At 70.5% G+C, this 17,836-nt stretch carries 16 protein-coding genes; 8 read left to right on the forward strand and 8 right to left on the reverse strand.

Features of this window, described 5'->3' with window-relative positions; genetic code table 11:
- Positions 1-28 precede the first annotated feature (28 nt).
- Entirely contained in the window at positions 29-181 is a 153-nt protein-coding gene (locus tag OG568_RS04265) for a hypothetical protein (RefSeq protein WP_329530334.1), read from the forward strand.
- 180 nt (positions 182-361) lie between these two features.
- Here OG568_RS04265 and OG568_RS04270 read toward each other — a convergent pair whose 3' ends face one another.
- The 4 genes from OG568_RS04270 to OG568_RS04285 all read right to left on the reverse strand — a co-directional run bounded on the left by OG568_RS04270 (position 362) and on the right by OG568_RS04285 (position 5,393).
- Entirely contained in the window at positions 362-1,297 is a 936-nt protein-coding gene (locus tag OG568_RS04270; RefSeq protein WP_329530335.1) for a zinc-dependent alcohol dehydrogenase, read from the reverse strand.
- A 12-nt stretch (positions 1,298-1,309) separates the two neighbouring features.
- The gene (locus tag OG568_RS04275) at positions 1,310-3,247 is read right to left on the reverse strand and encodes a flavin-containing monooxygenase (protein WP_329530336.1); all 1,938 of its coding nucleotides are present in this window, start codon (positions 3,245-3,247) and stop codon (positions 1,310-1,312) included.
- A gap of 155 nt (positions 3,248-3,402) precedes the next feature.
- Positions 3,403-4,140 carry a hypothetical protein gene (locus OG568_RS04280; protein ID WP_329530337.1) on the reverse strand — a complete coding sequence of 246 codons (738 nt, stop codon included), beginning with the start codon at positions 4,138-4,140 and terminating at the stop codon, positions 3,403-3,405.
- A gap of 461 nt (positions 4,141-4,601) precedes the next feature.
- Positions 4,602-5,393, reverse strand: a complete 792-nt coding sequence (locus OG568_RS04285; RefSeq protein ID WP_329530338.1) for a FadR/GntR family transcriptional regulator — start codon at positions 5,391-5,393, stop codon at positions 4,602-4,604.
- Between the two features lie 196 nt (positions 5,394-5,589).
- Here OG568_RS04285 and OG568_RS04290 point away from each other — a divergent pair, with 196 nt between their 5' ends.
- The 4 genes from OG568_RS04290 to OG568_RS04305 all read left to right on the forward strand — a co-directional run bounded on the left by OG568_RS04290 (position 5,590) and on the right by OG568_RS04305 (position 10,102).
- Entirely contained in the window at positions 5,590-6,717 is a 1,128-nt protein-coding gene (locus tag OG568_RS04290; RefSeq protein ID WP_329530339.1) for an acyl-CoA dehydrogenase family protein, read from the forward strand.
- Entirely contained in the window at positions 6,714-7,907 is a 1,194-nt protein-coding gene (locus tag OG568_RS04295) for an acyl-CoA dehydrogenase family protein (RefSeq protein WP_329530340.1), read from the forward strand. The genes OG568_RS04290 and OG568_RS04295 overlap by 4 nt, the downstream gene beginning before the upstream one ends.
- Positions 7,908-7,918: 11 nt before the next feature.
- Positions 7,919-9,109, forward strand: a complete 1,191-nt coding sequence (locus OG568_RS04300; RefSeq protein WP_329530341.1) for an acyl-CoA dehydrogenase family protein — start codon at positions 7,919-7,921, stop codon at positions 9,107-9,109.
- Between the two features lie 63 nt (positions 9,110-9,172).
- Positions 9,173-10,102 carry a cyclase family protein gene (locus OG568_RS04305; RefSeq protein WP_443077538.1) on the forward strand — a complete coding sequence of 310 codons (930 nt, stop codon included), beginning with the start codon at positions 9,173-9,175 and terminating at the stop codon, positions 10,100-10,102.
- 51 nt (positions 10,103-10,153) lie between these two features.
- Here the strand turns inward: OG568_RS04305 and OG568_RS04310 are convergent, their stop codons facing one another.
- On the reverse strand, positions 10,154-10,924 hold the full coding sequence (locus OG568_RS04310; protein WP_329530342.1) for a crotonase/enoyl-CoA hydratase family protein: 771 nt from the start codon (positions 10,922-10,924) through the stop codon (positions 10,154-10,156).
- A complete protein-coding gene (locus OG568_RS04315) occupies positions 10,921-11,688 on the reverse strand; it encodes an SDR family NAD(P)-dependent oxidoreductase (protein WP_329530343.1) in 768 nt (255 codons plus the stop codon). The genes OG568_RS04310 and OG568_RS04315 overlap by 4 nt, the downstream gene beginning before the upstream one ends.
- Positions 11,689-11,850: 162 nt before the next feature.
- Here OG568_RS04315 and OG568_RS04320 point away from each other — a divergent pair, with 162 nt between their 5' ends.
- Both OG568_RS04320 and OG568_RS04325 read left to right on the forward strand, forming a co-directional pair.
- Entirely contained in the window at positions 11,851-13,374 is a 1,524-nt protein-coding gene (locus OG568_RS04320; protein WP_329530344.1) for a class I adenylate-forming enzyme family protein, read from the forward strand.
- 52 nt (positions 13,375-13,426) lie between these two features.
- Entirely contained in the window at positions 13,427-14,671 is a 1,245-nt protein-coding gene (locus OG568_RS04325) for an FAS1-like dehydratase domain-containing protein (protein WP_329530345.1), read from the forward strand.
- A 16-nt stretch (positions 14,672-14,687) separates the two neighbouring features.
- On the opposite strand, the gene OG568_RS04330 is transcribed toward OG568_RS04325, so the two are convergent.
- The gene (locus OG568_RS04330; protein ID WP_329530346.1) at positions 14,688-15,491 is read right to left on the reverse strand and encodes an enoyl-CoA hydratase/isomerase family protein; all 804 of its coding nucleotides are present in this window, start codon (positions 15,489-15,491) and stop codon (positions 14,688-14,690) included.
- A 131-nt stretch (positions 15,492-15,622) separates the two neighbouring features.
- Between OG568_RS04330 and OG568_RS04335 the strand changes: the two genes are divergently transcribed.
- Positions 15,623-16,726 carry an acyl-CoA dehydrogenase family protein gene (locus OG568_RS04335; protein ID WP_329530347.1) on the forward strand — a complete coding sequence of 368 codons (1,104 nt, stop codon included), beginning with the start codon at positions 15,623-15,625 and terminating at the stop codon, positions 16,724-16,726.
- On the opposite strand, the gene OG568_RS04340 is transcribed toward OG568_RS04335, so the two are convergent.
- The gene (locus tag OG568_RS04340) at positions 16,707-17,762 is read right to left on the reverse strand and encodes an LLM class F420-dependent oxidoreductase (protein WP_329530348.1); all 1,056 of its coding nucleotides are present in this window, start codon (positions 17,760-17,762) and stop codon (positions 16,707-16,709) included. The two genes, OG568_RS04335 and OG568_RS04340, sit on opposite strands and share 20 nt — an antisense overlap.
- Between the last annotated feature and the right edge of the window lie 74 nt (positions 17,763-17,836).

Below are 17,836 nucleotides of genomic sequence, written 5' to 3' on the forward strand. Positions count from 1 at the left end.
ATCTGTATCAGTTATACGATTGAACTCATTGGGTTCGTCAATACTCCGGTCGGAGATTGCCGACCGCCGGGACCTCGACGTCAGCAGCCACATCACCGTGACACCGGCCGCCGCGGCGGCGACCACCAGCCAGCCCGCCGCCCGCGGCCCCGCCGTCCGGGTCAGCCGGGCGGCCAGATAGGGCGTGAGACCACCGCCGGTGAGACGGCGCCCTCGCCGCCCGCGCAGAATCCCTGCACCATCCGGACGAGGACCAGCAGGACGGGGTCGGCGTGGCTTTCGACATCCTTGTCTCCGCCTGACGGTGTATGAGTGTCCGTGGACTGTCCGGAGCACGCCTGGCAGGGGCGGCCCACGGGGTTCACGGATGGACGACGACCTTGAAGGTCCCCGGCGGCCTGGAGGCGGCGGCCTCGAAGGCGCCCGCGGCTTCGTCGATGCCGAACCGGTGGGTGATCAGGGTCCGGGCGATCTCCGGCCGGTCGGCCAGCATCCGGGCCGCGCAGGCGAACTCCCGGGCGCCCGTGACGTCCTGGGCGTATCCCATCGAGGGCACGACGCGGGCCTCCTTGAGGAAGGCGGCCATGTGGGGCCACGTGATGCCGGGCGGGAAGACACCGACCGTCACCACCGTGCCGAGGGGGCGCACCAGCTCGATCGCACGGTTCAGCCCGCTCTCGCTGCCGCTCGCCTCGACGACGACGTCGTACCGGCCCGACGGCCGGGTCGCGCCGAGGCGTTCGCCCGCCTCGGCCTGGAAGGGGTGCCTGGCCACCAGGGCCACCTCCGCGGCCCGCATCCGCAGGGCGGCGGCAGCGGCCAGCATCCCGATGGTCCCGGCCCCCACCACGGCGACACGGGTGCCGGGACCGATCTCGCCCCTGCGGCAGGCGTGCCAGGACACCGCGCCCGGCTCGACGAGCGCGGCGTCGTCCGGGGACAGTCCCGGTGGCAGCGGCACGAGTGCCGACCGAGGTGCCCGGTAGTACTCCGCCATCCCTCCCGGTACGGTCATGCCGAGCACGTCCCGGCCCGCCGCGCGGCACATGTTGTGCCGGCCGGCGGCGCACCACTCACAGGTGCCGCACCTGGCTATGGCCTCCACAGCCACGGGCGTGCCGTCCGCGGCGATGGCGGCGATCTCGTGCCCGATGATCTGTGTGCTGCCTCGCCGCAGGTACCTCAGATCAGAGCCGCAGATACCCGCCGCGGCCACCCGGACCAGCTCTCCCGACCCGCCGGGCTCGTCGGTCTCGACGACCTCGATTCCCGGCGGCACACAACGGACCGCCTTCATCGCATCCCGTCCTCAGGCGAAGTCGTAGTCCTCCGGCCGGAACTTCGCCAGGAGCTCGTGGTACTCCTCCAGCCGCCACGGCACGTTGACCTGCTGCCGGCCGAACTCGTTCACGTAGTAGTTGCGGTCCCTGGACCCCTCGTCGTACCAGATGAGGGAGAGCATCGCCTCGTCGAGCCGGCGGTTGTAGTCCTCGAAGACCTCCTTGCGGACCGTCAGGTAACGGTGGCCCCCCTCGATGAGGGCGACCAGCCCCTCGGCCGTGTAGCGCGCCCAGGTCTCCATCCACACGATCAGCGACCCGGCCCGGTTCTGCGAGTTGGGGCCGTACATGATGAACAGGTTCGGGAAGTCGGGCACCGTGAGGCTGAGATAGGCACGCGGGCCGCCGCCCGCGGGGTCGCTCCACCGCTCCTCCAGCGTCTCCTCGGCCAGACCGCGATAGCGGGTCGGCCACAGGTACTTCTGGGTGGCGAACCCGGTGGCCGTGAAGACGAGGTCGTAGGGGCGCTCCTTGCCGTCGGCCGTGCGGATGCCCGTCGGGGTGAACCGCTCGATCTTCTCCGTGACCAGTTCGACGTTGTCCTCGAGCAGCGAGGAGTACCAGTTGTTGTCGACGATGAGCCGGCGGGCCATGGGGGCGTGGCTCGGGATGAGCTTCTCCCACAGGTCGGGGCGGTCGCCCAGCTTCGACTTCACGTACTGGGTGAGGCTCGCACGGTAGCCGTCGTTCCCCTCGTTGACGAGGCCGCCCGCGGCCTGCCACTCCGCGTCCGGCTCCTGGAGGACCTGGCCGCCCAGCCGCAGGGTCGCGATCGAGTAGCAGTACCAGTTCCAGTAGTAGGGCATCGTGTCCAGCAGCCAGCGGGTCTCCGGGGAGATGGCCTCGCCGTAGCGCTCGCGCGGGCTGATCCACTGCGGGGTGCGCTGGAAGACGCCCACGCTCCGGGCCCTGCTGCGCACCTGGGACATCATCTGCACACCGGTCGAGCCGTTGCCGATGATGGCGACGTCACGGCCGTCCAGCCGCTCCTGGCCCGTGCATTCGGCGGTGTGCACGATCGCGCCGCGGAAGTCCTCGATGCCGGGCGTGTCGAGGCGCTTGGGCGTGGCGAACAGCCCGCTCGCGCTCACCACGGCGTTGGCGGTGAGCTGTTGCGGTCGGCCGTCGATGACGGCGTCGATCGTCCACCGGCCAGTCGCCGCGTCGAAGGCGGCTTCCTGCACGTCGCTGTCGAAGCTGATGTGTTCGAGGACGCCGTATTTCTTGGCCACGTGCTGCAGGTAGTCGCGCACTTCGCCGGCCCGCGCGAAGTACTCGGTCCACGGGTAGTTCTTCTCGAAGAAGAACTGGTAGAGGAAGTTGGTGGTGTCCACCCGCACGTCCGGGTAGGCGTTGATGCTCCAGGTGCCGCCCAGCTCCGGGCGCCGCTCGTAGATCGTGTAGGGGATGCCGAGGTGTTCCAGCTGGACGGCCACGGCGATGCCGCCGAAGCCGGCGCCGATGACCGCCACCTGGAAGCCGTCGGGAATCGGCGGCTTGGCTCCCGTCCACCGGGCCAGCCGGGGATGGTCGTCGAAAGCGGCGAGGTCACGGCGGTAGGACCAGTCCCGGTCGGTGATCTCCTCGTTGCGGAAGGCCTCGTACATGCGGCGCAGTTCGACGTCGTCCGGCTTCACCTCGGTGAAACCGGACGTCATACCGAGGAGGAACTCCGTCGCCCTGGCCCGCAGGGTAGACACGGCCTCTTCGGCCAGGACGGTCTGCTTGAGAGCGCCGCCGTACATGGGCGTGGTCTTGAGCGGTAGTTCGAGCAGGGCTTCGTCTCCGGTGGCTTGGTAGAGCGCGAGCCTCAGCGCGTTGAGGTCGGCGTCGTCCAGCGCGCGGCGGATGAACGCCTTGTCCACGTGCGGTGACGCTCCCGTCGCGAGCCTGCCTTTCCCGGCCATACGGCTCCTTCCCTGCCGGCGTACCCGTGCCTGACGGGCAACCACATATCAAGGTTATTGAGTTAACTTAATCTACTCATGGATCGAGCTTCAAGACGCAGGTGAGCCGAACTCCACTCACGTATGCGGGGAGTTCGGCTCATCCTCGGTATGCCTCAGGCCGCCGCGGGCACGGCCGTCTGCTGTCCCAGCACCTCGCGCTCCTCGGACTTGACCGCTCGCAGCAGCACGACGATCATCGCGATCTTCCAGACGACGAACGCGATGGACGGGATCAGGACCGTGAACAGCCCGTCCCAGGCGAACGGACCGTCGGTCGCCACGTACACGAAGACCCCCGGGAAGAAGGCGGCCGCCAGCACGAGGTTCAGCCAGCCGAACCACCGCGGGAACACCGGCTCGGGCCGACGGTCGATGAGGGCCGACAGACCGATCACCGCGACGTTGATGACGAAGATGACGGCGACTCCCACGTACGTGAGCCAGAACTGGTCGCTGAGCAGCTGCATCAACTCGGGGCTGCGGTGCGGCCGGTAGGCGGCGGTGGCCAGCACCGCCAGCGGGTAGACCCAACCCGTCGGCGCGACGACCGCCGTCGTCAGCTGGATCATCGACAACAGGCCCCAGCCGCCTTCGATCCGGCGCATCTGCAGGCTCGTGATGACCGCGAACGGGTAGAAGAACGGAGCGAAGACGCCCATCGTGACCACGGCCCACAGGATGCCGGTCCGGTGTTCCGTCAGGAAGTCGGCCACCTGCTGCGCGTTGTCCGAGGGCGAGACGGGCGGCGAGAGGTGCCCGAAGACCGAGAACGCGAGCGTGTTGGCTATGACCACCACCACGCCGCACCAGACCGACATACGATAGAGCTTGAACTTCAGCTTTACGTCCATGGGATCTCCCTTGATCCGTCGCATGGTCGGATACCGCCTGGGCGCCGAGGACGTGGGTCACCGAGGCGGAGAGGGCACGGCGATCCGGGAGACGGCGATCCGAGGGACGCCGTTGACGCGGAGAGCCGGTGATGCCGCCGGAAGAGGCTCCGCAAGCTGCGGGGGATCCCTCGGATTCCGGGGAAGCGGATGTGCGGGAACGCGGGCTCGTCAGCGTGTTAAGGCAAGCGTGCCGGTGAGGTCATGGTCGCGTCGCATCGCCGCTCTCCTGGGTCTCAGTCCGCCCCGATGGGCGCGATGCCCGGTCGGCTGGATCCAACAGGAGGAGAGTAGGTGGCGCCGATCAGCCGTCGGCCCCGAGTCCCGCTGACCGGGACACGTCTTGCGAAGCCCGTGGTCACCCGGGCGTGGCCCGCACCGCCACGAGGAGAGTCCGACGAGATGGGTGCGGGCGCCTCGGATCAGGCGAAGAGATCCACCACGGGCTTGTTGTGCAGGTCGTCCTTGAGGAGGTAGGTGCCCGCGACCTTCATGTGCGTGCGCCAGTGCCGCTCGGCACCCTCGGCGTCCCGGGCCTCCACCAGCACCACGAGACGCTTGTAGGCCTTGATGGCCCGCTGGAAACGCTCGGGTGACTCCGTCTTGTCGAAGTTGCGCGAGACCCGCATCTCGAGATGGGTCGCCACGATCTCCTGGAGGACCGCTCCCTGGACGGCCATGGTCCTGTTGCCGCAGCGCTCCATGATCAGTTCATGGAACCGGTACGTCAGCCGCGACCACAGCGCCGGGTCGGGCACGGCGTCGTCCTTCGACTCCACGGCCGACTGGAGTTCCGCCACCACCTCGCTGAGGTCGGCGAGGTCCTGCTTCGTGCGGCGCTTGGCCAGCATGCGTGCGCACGCCGGCTCGGCGATCATCCGGGCCTCGTAGACGTCGTCGACGGTGGTCCCCTGCATCTGCAGGAGCAGTCCGACGTGACGGGCCGCCACGGAGAAGTCCGGGGCCATGACCTGCGCGCCGCCCCGGCTGCCGCGGCGGACGCTGATGAGCATCTCGGCCTCCAGGATGCGGAAGGCCTCGCGCAGGGTGGGCCGCGAGACGCCGAACTGCTCCATGAGCTGGATCTCGGGCGGCAGCGTCTCGCCGGGCGTCAGCTCACCCTGGACGATGCGCCGGCGCAGTTGCGCGGCGATCAGCTCCGCCGTCTTGGGCGCGCGGACCGTCTGGCCGACTGGCCCCAATGTGGCACTCATGACAATGAGTGTACTTGCTCGGAGAACCTCATTACCGGGATCGGGGCAAGGACGTCCGGCCACATCCCCGCCAGGCGGCTCCGCCCGCTGAGCGGGACGACCTTCCACCCTTGACACCAGAATCAGTTTACTGATTTATCCGATCACTGTTAGGGTCAAGCTGCGTGAAGGGCACGACGATGTCGATGGATGCGCGATGAGCCTCAGTCTCGGTGAGGAACAGGAGGAACTGCGCCTGCTGGTGCGCACGTTCCTCGAGGACAAGGCCACGAGTCACAGCCCGCCGCCTTCCGGCACCGGCCCGCAGGAGTACGACGCGGGCCTGTGGCACCAGCTCTCCGGTCAGCTCGGCCTCACCGGTCTGGCCGTGCCCGAGCGATTCGGCGGTGCCGGACTTGGCCCCGCCGAACTCGGCGTCGTACTGGAGGAGATGGGCCGCGCCCTGTTCCCGAGTCCCTTCTTCGCCACTGCCGTACTGGCCGGTCAGGCGCTGGCGCACTGCGGTGACGAGCCGGCGATGGAGCGGTGGCTGCCGGACATCGTCTCGGGAGCGCTCACCGCGACGCTGGCGACGGCCGAACCGGACGGCTCATGGGAGACGGACGCGCCCGCCACCGTGGCCGAGCGGGAGCCGGCCGGCTGGGTGCTATCCGGCACGAAGACGTACGTCGTCGACGGGCACACCGCCGACCTGCTGCTCGTGACCGCCCAATGCCCCGACGGCGTCGGGCTCTTCGGTGTCCCGGCCACCGCGCCCGGTCACACCCGCACGGTGCTGGACGCCCTGGATCCGACCCGGCCCCTGGCACGGATCCGCCTCGACGCCACCCCCGCGACCAGGATCGGGACCGGCGACGCTTCCGGACCGCTCGCGGCCGTGCGGGACCTCGTGCGGGCGGCGCTCGCCGCGGAGCAGGTCGGCGGAGCCGCCGCGTGCCTCGACATGGCGGTCGGACATGCCAGGACGCGGGAACAGTTCGGACGGCCCATCGGCTCCTTCCAGGCGATCAAGCACAAGTGCGCACAACTGCTGGTCGAGGTGGAGTGTGCACGGTCTGCGGCCAGGTTCGCCGGGTCGGTCGTGGGCACGCCCGGCACCGAGGCGGCGATCGCGGCCGCCGTGGCCCGCTCGTACTGCTCGGAGGCGTTCACCCACGCGGCGAAGGAGAACATCCAGATCCACGGGGGGATCGGCTTCACCTGGGAGCACCGCGCGCATCTGTATCTGCGCCGGGCCAAGTCGTCCGAGCTGCTGTTCGGCACACCCCGCGAGGAACGGGTCCGGCTCGCCCGGCTCACCATGTCAGGAGGAGCCCGCCCATGACGACCGCATCGGCCCTCCCCCTCCCCCGGAACCCGGAGTCGCTCGACGTCTTCCGTTCCCGGCTGCGGGACTTCCTCTCCGGCCACGGGCCCGGGCGGCGGCCACGGGATCCCGAGGAGCGCTTCGCCTGGACACGTGCCTGGCAGGCCGCCCTCTTCGACCACGGCTTCGCCGGACCGGGCTGGCCCGAGGAGTACGGCGGGATGGACCTGCCGTTCGCCCATCAGGTGGTGTACCAGGAGGAACTGGCACGCGCCCGGGTGCCCGGCCCCGTCGGGACGGGTCTGGGCATCGCCGCGCCGACGATCATCAAGTACGGCACCGACGAGCAGCGTCGGCGCTGGCTGCCGTCCATGCTGCGCGGGGACACCGTGTGGGCGCAGGGCTACTCCGAGCCGGAGGCCGGTTCCGACCTGCCGGGCCTGCGCACCACCGCACACCGCGAGGGCGACACCTACGTGGTGAACGGACAGAAGGTGTGGACCAGCCACGCCGCCAGGGCGGACGTCTTCTTCACACTCGTGCGGACGGGCACGCGTGAGTCTCGGCAGCGCGGGATCACCTACCTCGTCGTCGACGCCCACGCTCCGGGCGTTGACGTCCGTCCCCTGCGCGACCTGACCGGGGGGCACCTGTTCGCGGAGGTGTTCTTCGACGACGTCCGCGTACCGGTCGCCGACCGCATCGGAGCGGAGAACGGGGGCTGGCCGCTGGTCCGCACGAGTCTGGGGCACGAGCGCGCCGCCGGCGCCATGAACCAGGCCGCGACCTACCGGCGCGTCCTCGGCGAACTCCGGCAGCTCCTCGCGGAACGCGGTGCGCTGGACGACGCGGATGTCCGGGACCGGATGGCCGACTTCGAGATCCGGGCACGGATCATGCACTACAACGGACAGCGCACGATCTCCGACATCCTCACCCACGGGGAGCCGGGCCCCGTCTCCTCAGTGTCACGTCTGCACATCTCCCAGTTCGAGCAGGACATCCACGAGTTCGCCGTCGACATGCTCGGCCCGGCCGGCCTGCTGGGACCCGGGTCCGAGGACGCAGTGCAGCGCGGCAGGTGGCTCCACGGCTTCCTGCGCACGCGGGCCTCGACGATCGGGGCGGGCACCGCCGAGATACAGCGGAACACCCTCGCCGAACAGGTCCTCGGGCTCCCCCGCGACCCCGGCATGCCCTCGGTCTGACAGGAGACACGATGAGGCTCGACACCAACGCCGAACTCGACGCCTTTCGCGCCGAGGTGCGCTCGTTCATCCGTACCCACGCTCCCGGCAGGAAGGCCCACGCGGGGGTGCGGGCGCCCGTCCCCGCGCTCGTCCCCGAGCTGCGCCGGTGGATCGCCCGGCTCCATGACGCCGGCTATCTCGGCCGGTCGTGGCCGACGGAGTACGGCGGTCTCGCCGATCCGCGCCCCGAGCCCGCCTTCGTCGTCGCCGAGGAACTGGCACGGGCGCGGGCCTGGGGGCAGATCGGAGCCGGCGCCCTCGCCGCGGGCGCACTGCTGGCCCACGGGACAGAGCGGCAGAAGCACCGCTTCCTGCCCCGGCTACGGTCCGGCCAGGATCTGTGGTGCCAGCTCTTCAGCGAACCGGAGGCGGGCAGCGACCTGGCGGGGCTGCGGACGCGGGCCCGCCGGGATGGGGACCACTTCGTGGTCGACGGCCAGAAGGTGTGGACCACCAACGCCCAGTACGCCGACGTCGGATACCTGCTCGCGCGCACCGATCCCGGGGCGCCGAAGACCCGGGGCATCACCGCGTTCGCGCTCGACATGCGCTCCCCGGGAGTGGAGATCCGGCCGCTCAGGGAGATCACCGGCACCGCCGACTTCAACGAGGTGTTCCTGGACGGGGTGCGCATCCCGGCCGACCGGGTGATCGGTGAGGTCGACGGCGGATGGCGGGTCGCCGGTGCGAGCCTGGCCCAGGAGCGGGGTTCGGTGGCAGCGCGGAGCGCCGAACTGCTCGACGACCTCAGCGGTCTGCTGGCGCTGGCGGCCCGGCCCGGTCCGGAGGGGCTGCCGCCTCTGGGTGACGCGGCCGTGCGCGATCGCCTGGGCCGGCTGGCGACGCGTGTGTACGTCGCCGACCTGATGAGCAAGGCCGTGCAGTCCCGGATGGCGGCGGGAACCGACGAACCGACCGATCCGGCGATGGTCAAGGTCTTCTTCAGCGACACCAACCTCGACGCCGTCTCGCTGGGGGTCCAACTCCAGGGGCTGGACGGCCTGCTGGCCGAGGGCGACGACCGTGCCGTGGACGGGGGCTACTGGCAGGACGCCCTCCTCTATGCCCGCGCCTACACCATCGCCGGGGGCGCCAACGAGGTGCTGCGCACGACCATCGCCGAGCGGGCCCTGGGACTCCCCCGGGAGCCGCGCTCCTGACGTGGACCGGCCTGGACGGTCACGTCGTACGCACCCGAGTCACAGCGAAGAGAGGCGGAAACCGTGCTGAGCGTTGCCGAGTTCGACACCTTGGCCGAGCAGGTCAGCAACTGGAAGCGCTGGGGCGCGGACGACGAGCGGGGGACGCTCAACTTCATCACCGCCGAAGTGGTGAGGAAGGCGACGGCCTCGGTGGTGACGGGCGAGAGCTTCTCGCTCTCCATGTCGCTGTCGCTGGACGGCCCGCAGAACGGCATCGGAGTCCCGGGGCGGATCAATCCGGTCCGGACGATGCTCGCGATCAACACGTTGATGGGCGACTCCCCCGACTCGGTCGCCTACAGCGACGACATCGTGGTGACCCCCACGCAAGCGGCGACGCACTGGGACGCGCTGTCGCACTGCAGCCACCGCGGTGTCATGTACAACGGCGTACCGGCGGACGCGGTCGACGCCTCCGGCGCCACGCGGCTCGGCATCGAGGCGGCCGGCACCGTCGTGTCGCGCGGCATCCTCCTGGACGTGGCCCGGCACCAGGGCGTCGACGTCCTTCCGGGCCGGTTCCCGGTGACGCGCGCCGTCCTGGAGGCCGTCGAGGAGGCCCAGGGAACACCGGTGGAGGAGGGTGACATCGTCCTGGTCCGGACCGGGCAGGTGACGCACTTCCTGGCGGCGGACGTCCCGAGCTATCGCCGGCCGGTGCCCGCGCTCGACTACGACGCGCCCCTCTTCTTCCACGAGCGCCGTGCGGCGGCCGCCGCGATCGACAACATGCCCATGGAGCTGCTGCCGTCGAACGTCGAGGACGTCATGCTGCCCGTGCACGTCCTGTGTCTGGTGATGATGGGCATGATCCAGGGGCAGAACTGGGTACTCGAGGACCTCGCGGCGGCCTGTGCCCGGGACCGCCGTTACACCTTCCTGCTGAACGCGACGCCCGAGCGCTTCCTGCGCAGCACCGGCGGGCTGGTGAACCCCGTGGCCATCCGCTGACGGCCGTCCGTACGGCCCGCCCGACGAGCGAACGCCGGGCGGGCGATGCGCCTAACGGCCCGTCCACTTGGGTTCCCTGCGCTCCACGAAGGCCCGTGCTCCTTCCTGCGCGTCCTGCGAGGCGAACACGGCGTCGGAGAACGGAGCCTGTCTGCGCCACACCTCGTCCTGCGGCCAGCCGGGGGCGGCGCTCGCCACGGCCTTGGCGCACCGCACGGCCAACGGCGCGTTCTCGGCGACACGTCCGGCGAGCTGTAGCGCCGCCTCCAGCGCCTGGCCCTCGGGCACGACACGGTTGACCAGTCCCAGTCGCTCCGCCCGCTCGGCGTCGATCGGGTCGCCGGTGAGCAGCAGTTCCATCGCGACGGAGCGCGGCAGACGCTGCGGCAACCTGATCATTCCGCCGCCTCGTGCCACCAGGCCGCGCCTGACCTCGGGCAGCCCGAGGCGCGCCCCCCGCGCCGCCACCACCAGGTCGCAGGCGAGGGCGAGTTCGCAGCCGCCGCCGAGTGCCCAGCCTTCGACCGCGGCGATGATCGGCTTCTCGGGGGGTGCCTCGACGAGCCCGCCGAAGCCACGCCCCGGAAGCGCCGGACGCTCCCCGAGCGCGAACCGTTTCAGGTCCATGCCCGCGCAGAAGGTCCCGCCGGCACCGGTCAGGACGGCGACAGACAGATCAGGTGAGTCGTCCAGGCGGTCGACGGCCTCGGCGACGAGGTGGGCGGCCGCCAGGGTCATCGCGTTCTTCTGTTCCGGCCTGTTGAGGCTGATGACGAGGACCCGGTCGTATGCGTCCACCAGGACCTCGGGGGCGGCGCTCACCTGGGGCCCATGCGCAGGGCGCCGTCGAGGCGGACGGTCTCGCCGTTGAGGTAGGGGTTGCGCACCATGGCCAGCGCCAGGTCCGCGTAGTCCGCGGCATGTCCCAGGCGCCTGGGGTGGGGAATGGTCTCGGCGATGCTCTGCCGGATGTCCTCGCGCAGCCTGGCCAGCATCGGGGTGTCGAAGGTCCCGGGCGCGATGGTGTTGACCCGGATCGCCCAGCTCGCGAGGTCCCGGGCCGCCACCAGGGTCATCGCGTGCACGCCGCCCTTGGAGGAGGCGTACGAGGTCTGGCCGATCTGTCCCTCGAAGGCCGCCGCCGACGCGGTCAGCACGATGGCACCGCGGTCGCCGTCCTCGACGGTGTTGCCGGCCATGGCGGCCGCGGCCAGCCGCAGGACGTTGTAGCTGCCGACGAGGTTGACCTCCAGGACCTGCCGGTAACTGTCCAGGGCCGCGGGTGCCCCGGACTTGTCGAGGATGCGCAGCCGGTCCCCGCCGCGGCCAGCGCAGTGCACGACGGCTCGCAGGCTGCCGGTCTCCTGGGCCGCTTCGAGGGCAGCCCGCAGGCTGTCCTCGTCGGTGATGTCGGCGGGCACGAACCGGACTCCGCCGCCGATCGCGGCGGCCGTCCGGGCACCGGCCGAGCCGGGCAGGTCGGTGATGACCACCTTCGCTCCCGCCTCGGCGAACGCCGCCGCGGTCGCGGCTCCGAGGCCGGAGGCACCGCCGGTGACGAGTGCGGTGATGACGTCCAACTGCATGTGTCCTCCCCAAGAATCAGGCATGTCAAATAAAAGATTTGTCTGTTTCAGGAGCGCTTTCGACTCACTAGTTCGGGCCGCCCATTGGCCTCACCTGGACTGCACCGATAGAATCAAGTAACTAATTTAGCTTAAACGTCTGCCTCCCCGTAGAAGGACGCCATGACGAAACAGGCCCGCTCGCATCTCGCCGGGCGCACCTTGCCCCTGCTCTCGAACTGGCTCCGTCACGTGATGGGCGTCGACCCGGCCGCGACGGCACTGACCTTCGCCGAGTCGAGCCTTCCGTGGTCGTACCTCGCCGACGTCACCCGCGATCTGGACGCTCTCCTGAGCGGCCACCCGTCCGCCCGACGGGTCGGCCTCGTCCTGCGCAACAGGCCGGCCCAACTGGCCGCGTTGCTGGCGGTGATCGCCACCGGCCGACAGGTCGTCACCCTCAGCCCCCACGTGGGCGAGACGGGCCTCGGCGACGACATCCGCTCGCTGCGCCCGGACGTCGTCCTCGCCGACGAGCAGGACTGGTCCCGGGACGCCGTCCGGGCCGCCGCCGAGGACATCGGTGCCGTCCCCCTGATCGCTCACCAGGAGACGGGCCTGCGGCTCCGGCCGGGCTCCTGGGCACCCGCACCACCCGGGCTGCCCGCGGACGACGTGGCCCTGGTGATGATGACCAGCGGCACGACCGGCAAGCCCAAGCGCGTCTCACTGACCTATCCGCAGCTGACCGCCGCGTTCCAGGCCGCCGGCACGGTGCTCGACGACAGCACCGGCCCCCGCCTGCGCCGGGGGTGCGTCATCCTGTGGTCCTCGCTCGCCCACATCAGCGGGCTGTACTTCGCGATCGCCCATGCCGTCGACGGCCGGTCCGTCGCCCTGATGGAGCGGTTCCAGGTCGAGGAGTGGGCCCGGTTGGTACGCCGGCACCGGCCCCGCCAACTGCGCCTGCCGCCGACCGCGATCCGCATGGTGCTGCACGCGGAACTCCCCGCCGACACCTTCAGCAGCGTGCGGGCGATCGGCTCCGGCACGGCACCCCTGCCGCCCGAACTGGCCGAGGAGTTCGAGGCGCGGTACGGAGTGCCGGTCCTCGCCACCTACGGCGCCACCGAGTTCGCCGGCGCCATCGCGGGCTGGTCACTCGCCGATCACCGCCAGTGGGCGGGAACGAAGCGCGGCAGCGTGGGCCGGGCGCACCGCGGCATCGAACTGCGTGTGGTCGACCGTACGACACAGGACGTCCAGACACCGGGCGGCGTCGGACTGCTCGAAGTCCGCGGCCCCCAACTACCTGTCGTCGACGGTGGCTGGCTGCGCACGAACGACCTCGCCTCGCTGGACGAGGACGGCTTCCTGTTCATCCACGGCCGCGCGGACGACGCGATCAACCGGGGCGGATTCAAGATTCCGCCGAGTGTGATCGAGGACGCGCTCCACCAGCATCCCGCGGTGAGTGACGCCACCGCCGTCGGGCTGCCGGACGAACGTCTGGGTGAAGTGCCGGTCGTGGCGGTCACGTTGTGCGGTCAGGCCAGCAGGCAGGACCTGCTCGATCATCTGGCGAGCCGATTGACGCGCTATCAGATGCCGGTGGATCTGCGGATTCTGGACCAGTTGCCACGGACCCCTTCGCTCAAGGTCGACCGGCCCCGGCTCCAGGAACTCTTCACCGCCGACGGTAGGTAGGGCCTGGCCCGTCCACTCGGCGGGCAGCCGCCCGCCCACGAAGCAAGGAGAGATGGTGACCACGTTGACGGACCGGCCGGACTACGGCCTCCTCACCGACGATGCCGTGGAGCGCTCACGCCGCCGCGTCGGTGTCCCCCAGCGCCGTCTGCCGCCGCACAACCTGGAGGTGACCACCGACGGAATCCGTCACTTCGCGCTCGGATACGGCGACGACAATCCCCTGTGGTGCGACCCCGCACACGGACCGGCCACCCGGTGGAAGGGCACGATCGCACCGCCGAACTTCCTCTACACCATGGGCGAGAACGCCGTCGAACCGGACGACGGGGCCAAGGCGATCCTCAAGGGCGACCCGTTCGCCGGGCTCGGCGCCTACCAGGCGGCCATGGAGTTCGAGTACTACCGGCCGCTGCGTCTGGGCGACCGCTGCTCCTGCCTGCGGGCCCAGGTCGGCGTCCAGGTCAAGCCGAGCTCCTTCGGCGGCCGGGCCGCCCATGTCACCAACGACTTCCTGTTCGCCGACGGCGCGGGGCAGGTGGTCGCCCTCCAGCGCGGCACCTGGATCCACGCCGAACGGCACACCAGCAGGAACCGAGCCGACGGAAAGGGAGACCTGGAGTTTCCTCCCTACACCGCCGACCAACTCGCCGAGATCGACGCCGCCTACGACGCCGAGGAGCGCCGCGGGGCGAACACCCGCTACTTCGAGGACGTCCACGTCGGCGACGAGCTCCAGCCCCGGGTCAAGGGGCCGCTCACCGTGACCGACGTGGTCGTCTGGCACGTGGGCTGGGGCATGCAGCTGACGCCGCCGGGGGCCTTCGCGGTCGCCCGGCGGGTGCGGCGCAAAGCCCCCGGTCTGTACCCGCCCAACGCCCGGAACATCCCGGACACCGTGCAGCGGCTGCACTGGGAGCCGGAACGCGCGCGGGAGCTGGGCATCCCCATGAGCTACGACTACGGCGGCATGCGCGAGACCTGGCTGACGCACGCGCTGACCGACTGGATGGGCGACGACGGCTGGCTGTTCAGGCTCCGCTGCGAACACCGCAAGTTCAACTACGTCGGGGACACCACATGGGTGCGCGGTGTCGTGGTGGACAAGGTGCGGACCGACGTCGGCAACGAGGTGCACATCGAGGTGGCCTGCCACAACCAGCGTGGGGAGGTCTCGACACCGGGACGGGCCGTCGTTCTCCTGCCGACCCGTCAGGCCCCGGTGCGCCTGCCGGATCCGCCGGCGGACACCCTCGGCGATCTGCTGGACGCGGAGATCGCACGGTTCGCCGGCTGACAGGCGCGGGCGCGGGTCAGCGCAGCGTCCACTTGGGTTTGACGAAGGTCTCGCGCGAGACCTGCGGCTTGCCGAGGGGATTGCCGATCGTCGTGTAGTGCCAGCCGAGTGCCTGGGCCGCCTCGCGGTCCAGGCCGTGCGTCTCCCAGATCGCCCGGACGGTTCCCTGCACGGCGGCGGGCGGCTTGGCCGCGATGATCCGCGCCAGTTCGTCGGCCCGGCCCCACAGTTCCGGGTAGGGCACCAGCTCGGACACCAGACCGATCTCGCGTGCGCGCGCGGCCGACATCCGCTCGTCCAGCCCGAGCAGTGCCCACCGCAGGGCCTCGCCCAGGGGGATGCGCCGGGCCAGCCCGATGGGCTCCAGGGCCGACGTCATGCCGTAACTCACATGCGGGTCGAAGAAGGTGGCGTCGTCCGCGCCGATCACGATGTCGCAGTCGTTGAGCCAGTAGAAGGCACCGCCGGCGACCATGCCGTGCACGGCGGCGACGACCGGCTTCCACACCCTGTTCTGCTTGGGACTCAGCCCCCGCCCCGGGTCCTCCTGGCTCCAGACGTTCTCGGCCAGATGGATCCGGTCGTCGACGTCGGTGCCCGTGCAGAAGGCGCGTTCACCGGCGGCCCGCAGGACCACCGCGTGAACGGCGTCCTCGGTACGCACGCGTTCCCAGATGTCCCGGAACTCGTCCACCATGGTCTGGTTGAACGCGTTGAGCTTGCGCGGGCGGTTGAGGGTGACCGTGGCGACGTGTTCCGTCACCTCGAACAGGACGGTCTCGTACGCGCGCCCACCGGCGCTGAACTCCTGGTCCGACATCATCGTTCCTCTCGCCCGCCGGGTTCGCGGCCCTGGGATCCTCCGGAAGCTGGCACGCCAGATAGCTTAATCATTACACTCAATGAGAGGCTAGTGATCCGTAACCGGTACGACCATGGAAGGGCCGGTCGATGGTGGACTTCGAACTCTCCGAGGAACAGGCCGCACTGCGCGAGGCGTCGCGGGATCTGCTCACCTCGTACTGCCCTCCGCATCTCGTCCGGTCGGTCCTCGACGCGGGCCTGGACGTCGACGAGAAGCTGTGGAGCAGGGGTGCGCGCATGGGCTGGACGGGCCTCGCGACCCCCGAAGCCCAAGGAGGCTCGGAGCAGGGGCTGGTGGAGCTCTGCCTGGTGGCCGAGGAACTGGGACGCGCCGCTGCACCGGGCCCGTTCGTGGAGACGGCCCTGGCGTCCATGTCCGCCGCCTGGGGCGGGCCCGACCTGAGCGACCTCGCCGTACGGGCCGCGACGGAACTTGGCGAAGGGCGACTGAAGGCGGGGTTCGTACATCACGGTTCCCTGACCGCACGCCGGGAGGGGCAACACCTCGTCCTGTCGGGCCGGGCCACGGCCGTGCACGCCGCCGCCTGCACCGACTGGCTGCTGGTGACGCTCACCGGGGACGAACCGTACGTCCTCCTGGCCCCGACGTCCGCCGCCCGTACGGAGCGGCGCACCACCTTGGATCTGACGCGTTCCTGGTACGACGTCGTGTTCGACGACGTGGCCGTGACAGCCGGGCAGGTGCTGTCCGACCGCCCCGACGTCGCGAACCGGTGGGTGGACGCGATGACGGTCCTCACCGCCGCGGACGCACTGGGCGTGGGCCGGCGGCTGCTGGAGATGACGGTCGGCCATGTCACCGTGCGCGAACAGTTCGGCCGTCCGCTGGGCAGTTTTCAGGCCGTCAAGCACAAGGCGGCCGACATGCTGATCACCCTGCGGGGCCTGCGGGCCGCCACCTACTACGCGGCCATGGCCTTCGACGCGGGCCGCGAGGACGCCACCATGGCGGCCGCCGTGGCCAAGGCCTTCGCGAGCGAACGCCTCCCCGAAGTCGCCGGGGAGGCCTTGCAGTCCCATGGCGGCATCGGCTTCACCTGGGAACACGACCTGCACCTGTATCTGCGGCGGGCGACGGTGGACTCCCTGGTCCACGGCACCGCCGCCCACCATCACCAGCGGGTACTCGCCCACCTGGAACGCGCGGCGGTCACCCGGCAAGCCGCTTGAGCAGTTCCATGTCCTCGACCCGCCGATCGTGGGTGACCGCGATCGGCGCGGCGTTCAGCCCCGTGACCCCGCTGTCCCGGAGCGCCGCGACCCGTTCCGCGACCAGCCCCCGCGGGCCCACCAGAGCCACCGCGTCGACCAGTTCGCCGGGGACCGCGGCGGCGGCCTCGGCCTTGCGGCCGTCCTGGTACAGCTCCTCGATCTGCGCCGCCGGCCCTTCGAAGCCGTACCGCGCGACGAGGGCGTTGTAGAAGTTCCGGCCCCGGGCTCCCATGCCGCCGACGTACAGGGCGATGTACTCGCGGACCCGCTGCCGTCCGGCCGCGAGTTCCTCCGCGTCGTCGCTGACGAGGACCTTGACGTCGGCGACGACCCTGAGCGGCGGCAGCCCGGCCGGGCGCCGGGCACGCCCGGCCTCCAGAGAGGGACCGAAGACCTCCTTGGCCGCCTCCGGAAGGTACAGCGTGGGCTGCCACCCCTCGCACACTTCGGCCGCCAGTTCCACGCTCTTGGGCCCCAGGGCCGCCAGGACGATCGGGATGTCCGGCCGGACGGGATGGTTGATGAGTTTCAGGGCGCGGCCACCCCGGCCCGTACCCCCGCGCTCGGCGGTCAGCGGCAGCTGGAAGACCCGGCCCTCGTGCCGCAGAGGCTCGCGCCGCCAGACGGTCCGGCAGATCTCGACCACCTCCCGGATCCGGGTCAGCGGGGATGTGTGGGGCAGCCCGTGGAACCCCTCGACCACCTGGGGGCCGGACGCGCCGATGCCCAGCTCGAACCGTCCTTCCGACACGAAGTCGAGTCCGGCCGCGGTCATCGCGAGGAGCGCGGGGGTGCGCGAGTACACGTTGAGGATGCTGGTCGCGAGGCGCATCCGCTCGGTGCGTGCGGCGAGATGGCCGAGCTGGCTCACCGAGTCGAAGGTGTACGCCTCGGGCAGCAGCACCGAGTCGACTCCGGCCGCCTCGAAGTCGCTCAGCCGCCGGGTGGCTTCGGCGAAGCCGCCCGAGTAGCTCATCAGCAGTCCCACGTCCATGAGGAGCCTCTCTTGTTCCGCCGGGGCCGAGGCCGGCACCGGATCACGACGGCACGGGTTACGGGGCGGTCAGG

This window comes from Streptomyces sp. NBC_01450 (assembly GCF_036227505.1).
Lineage (GTDB): Bacteria > Actinomycetota > Actinomycetes > Streptomycetales > Streptomycetaceae > Streptomyces.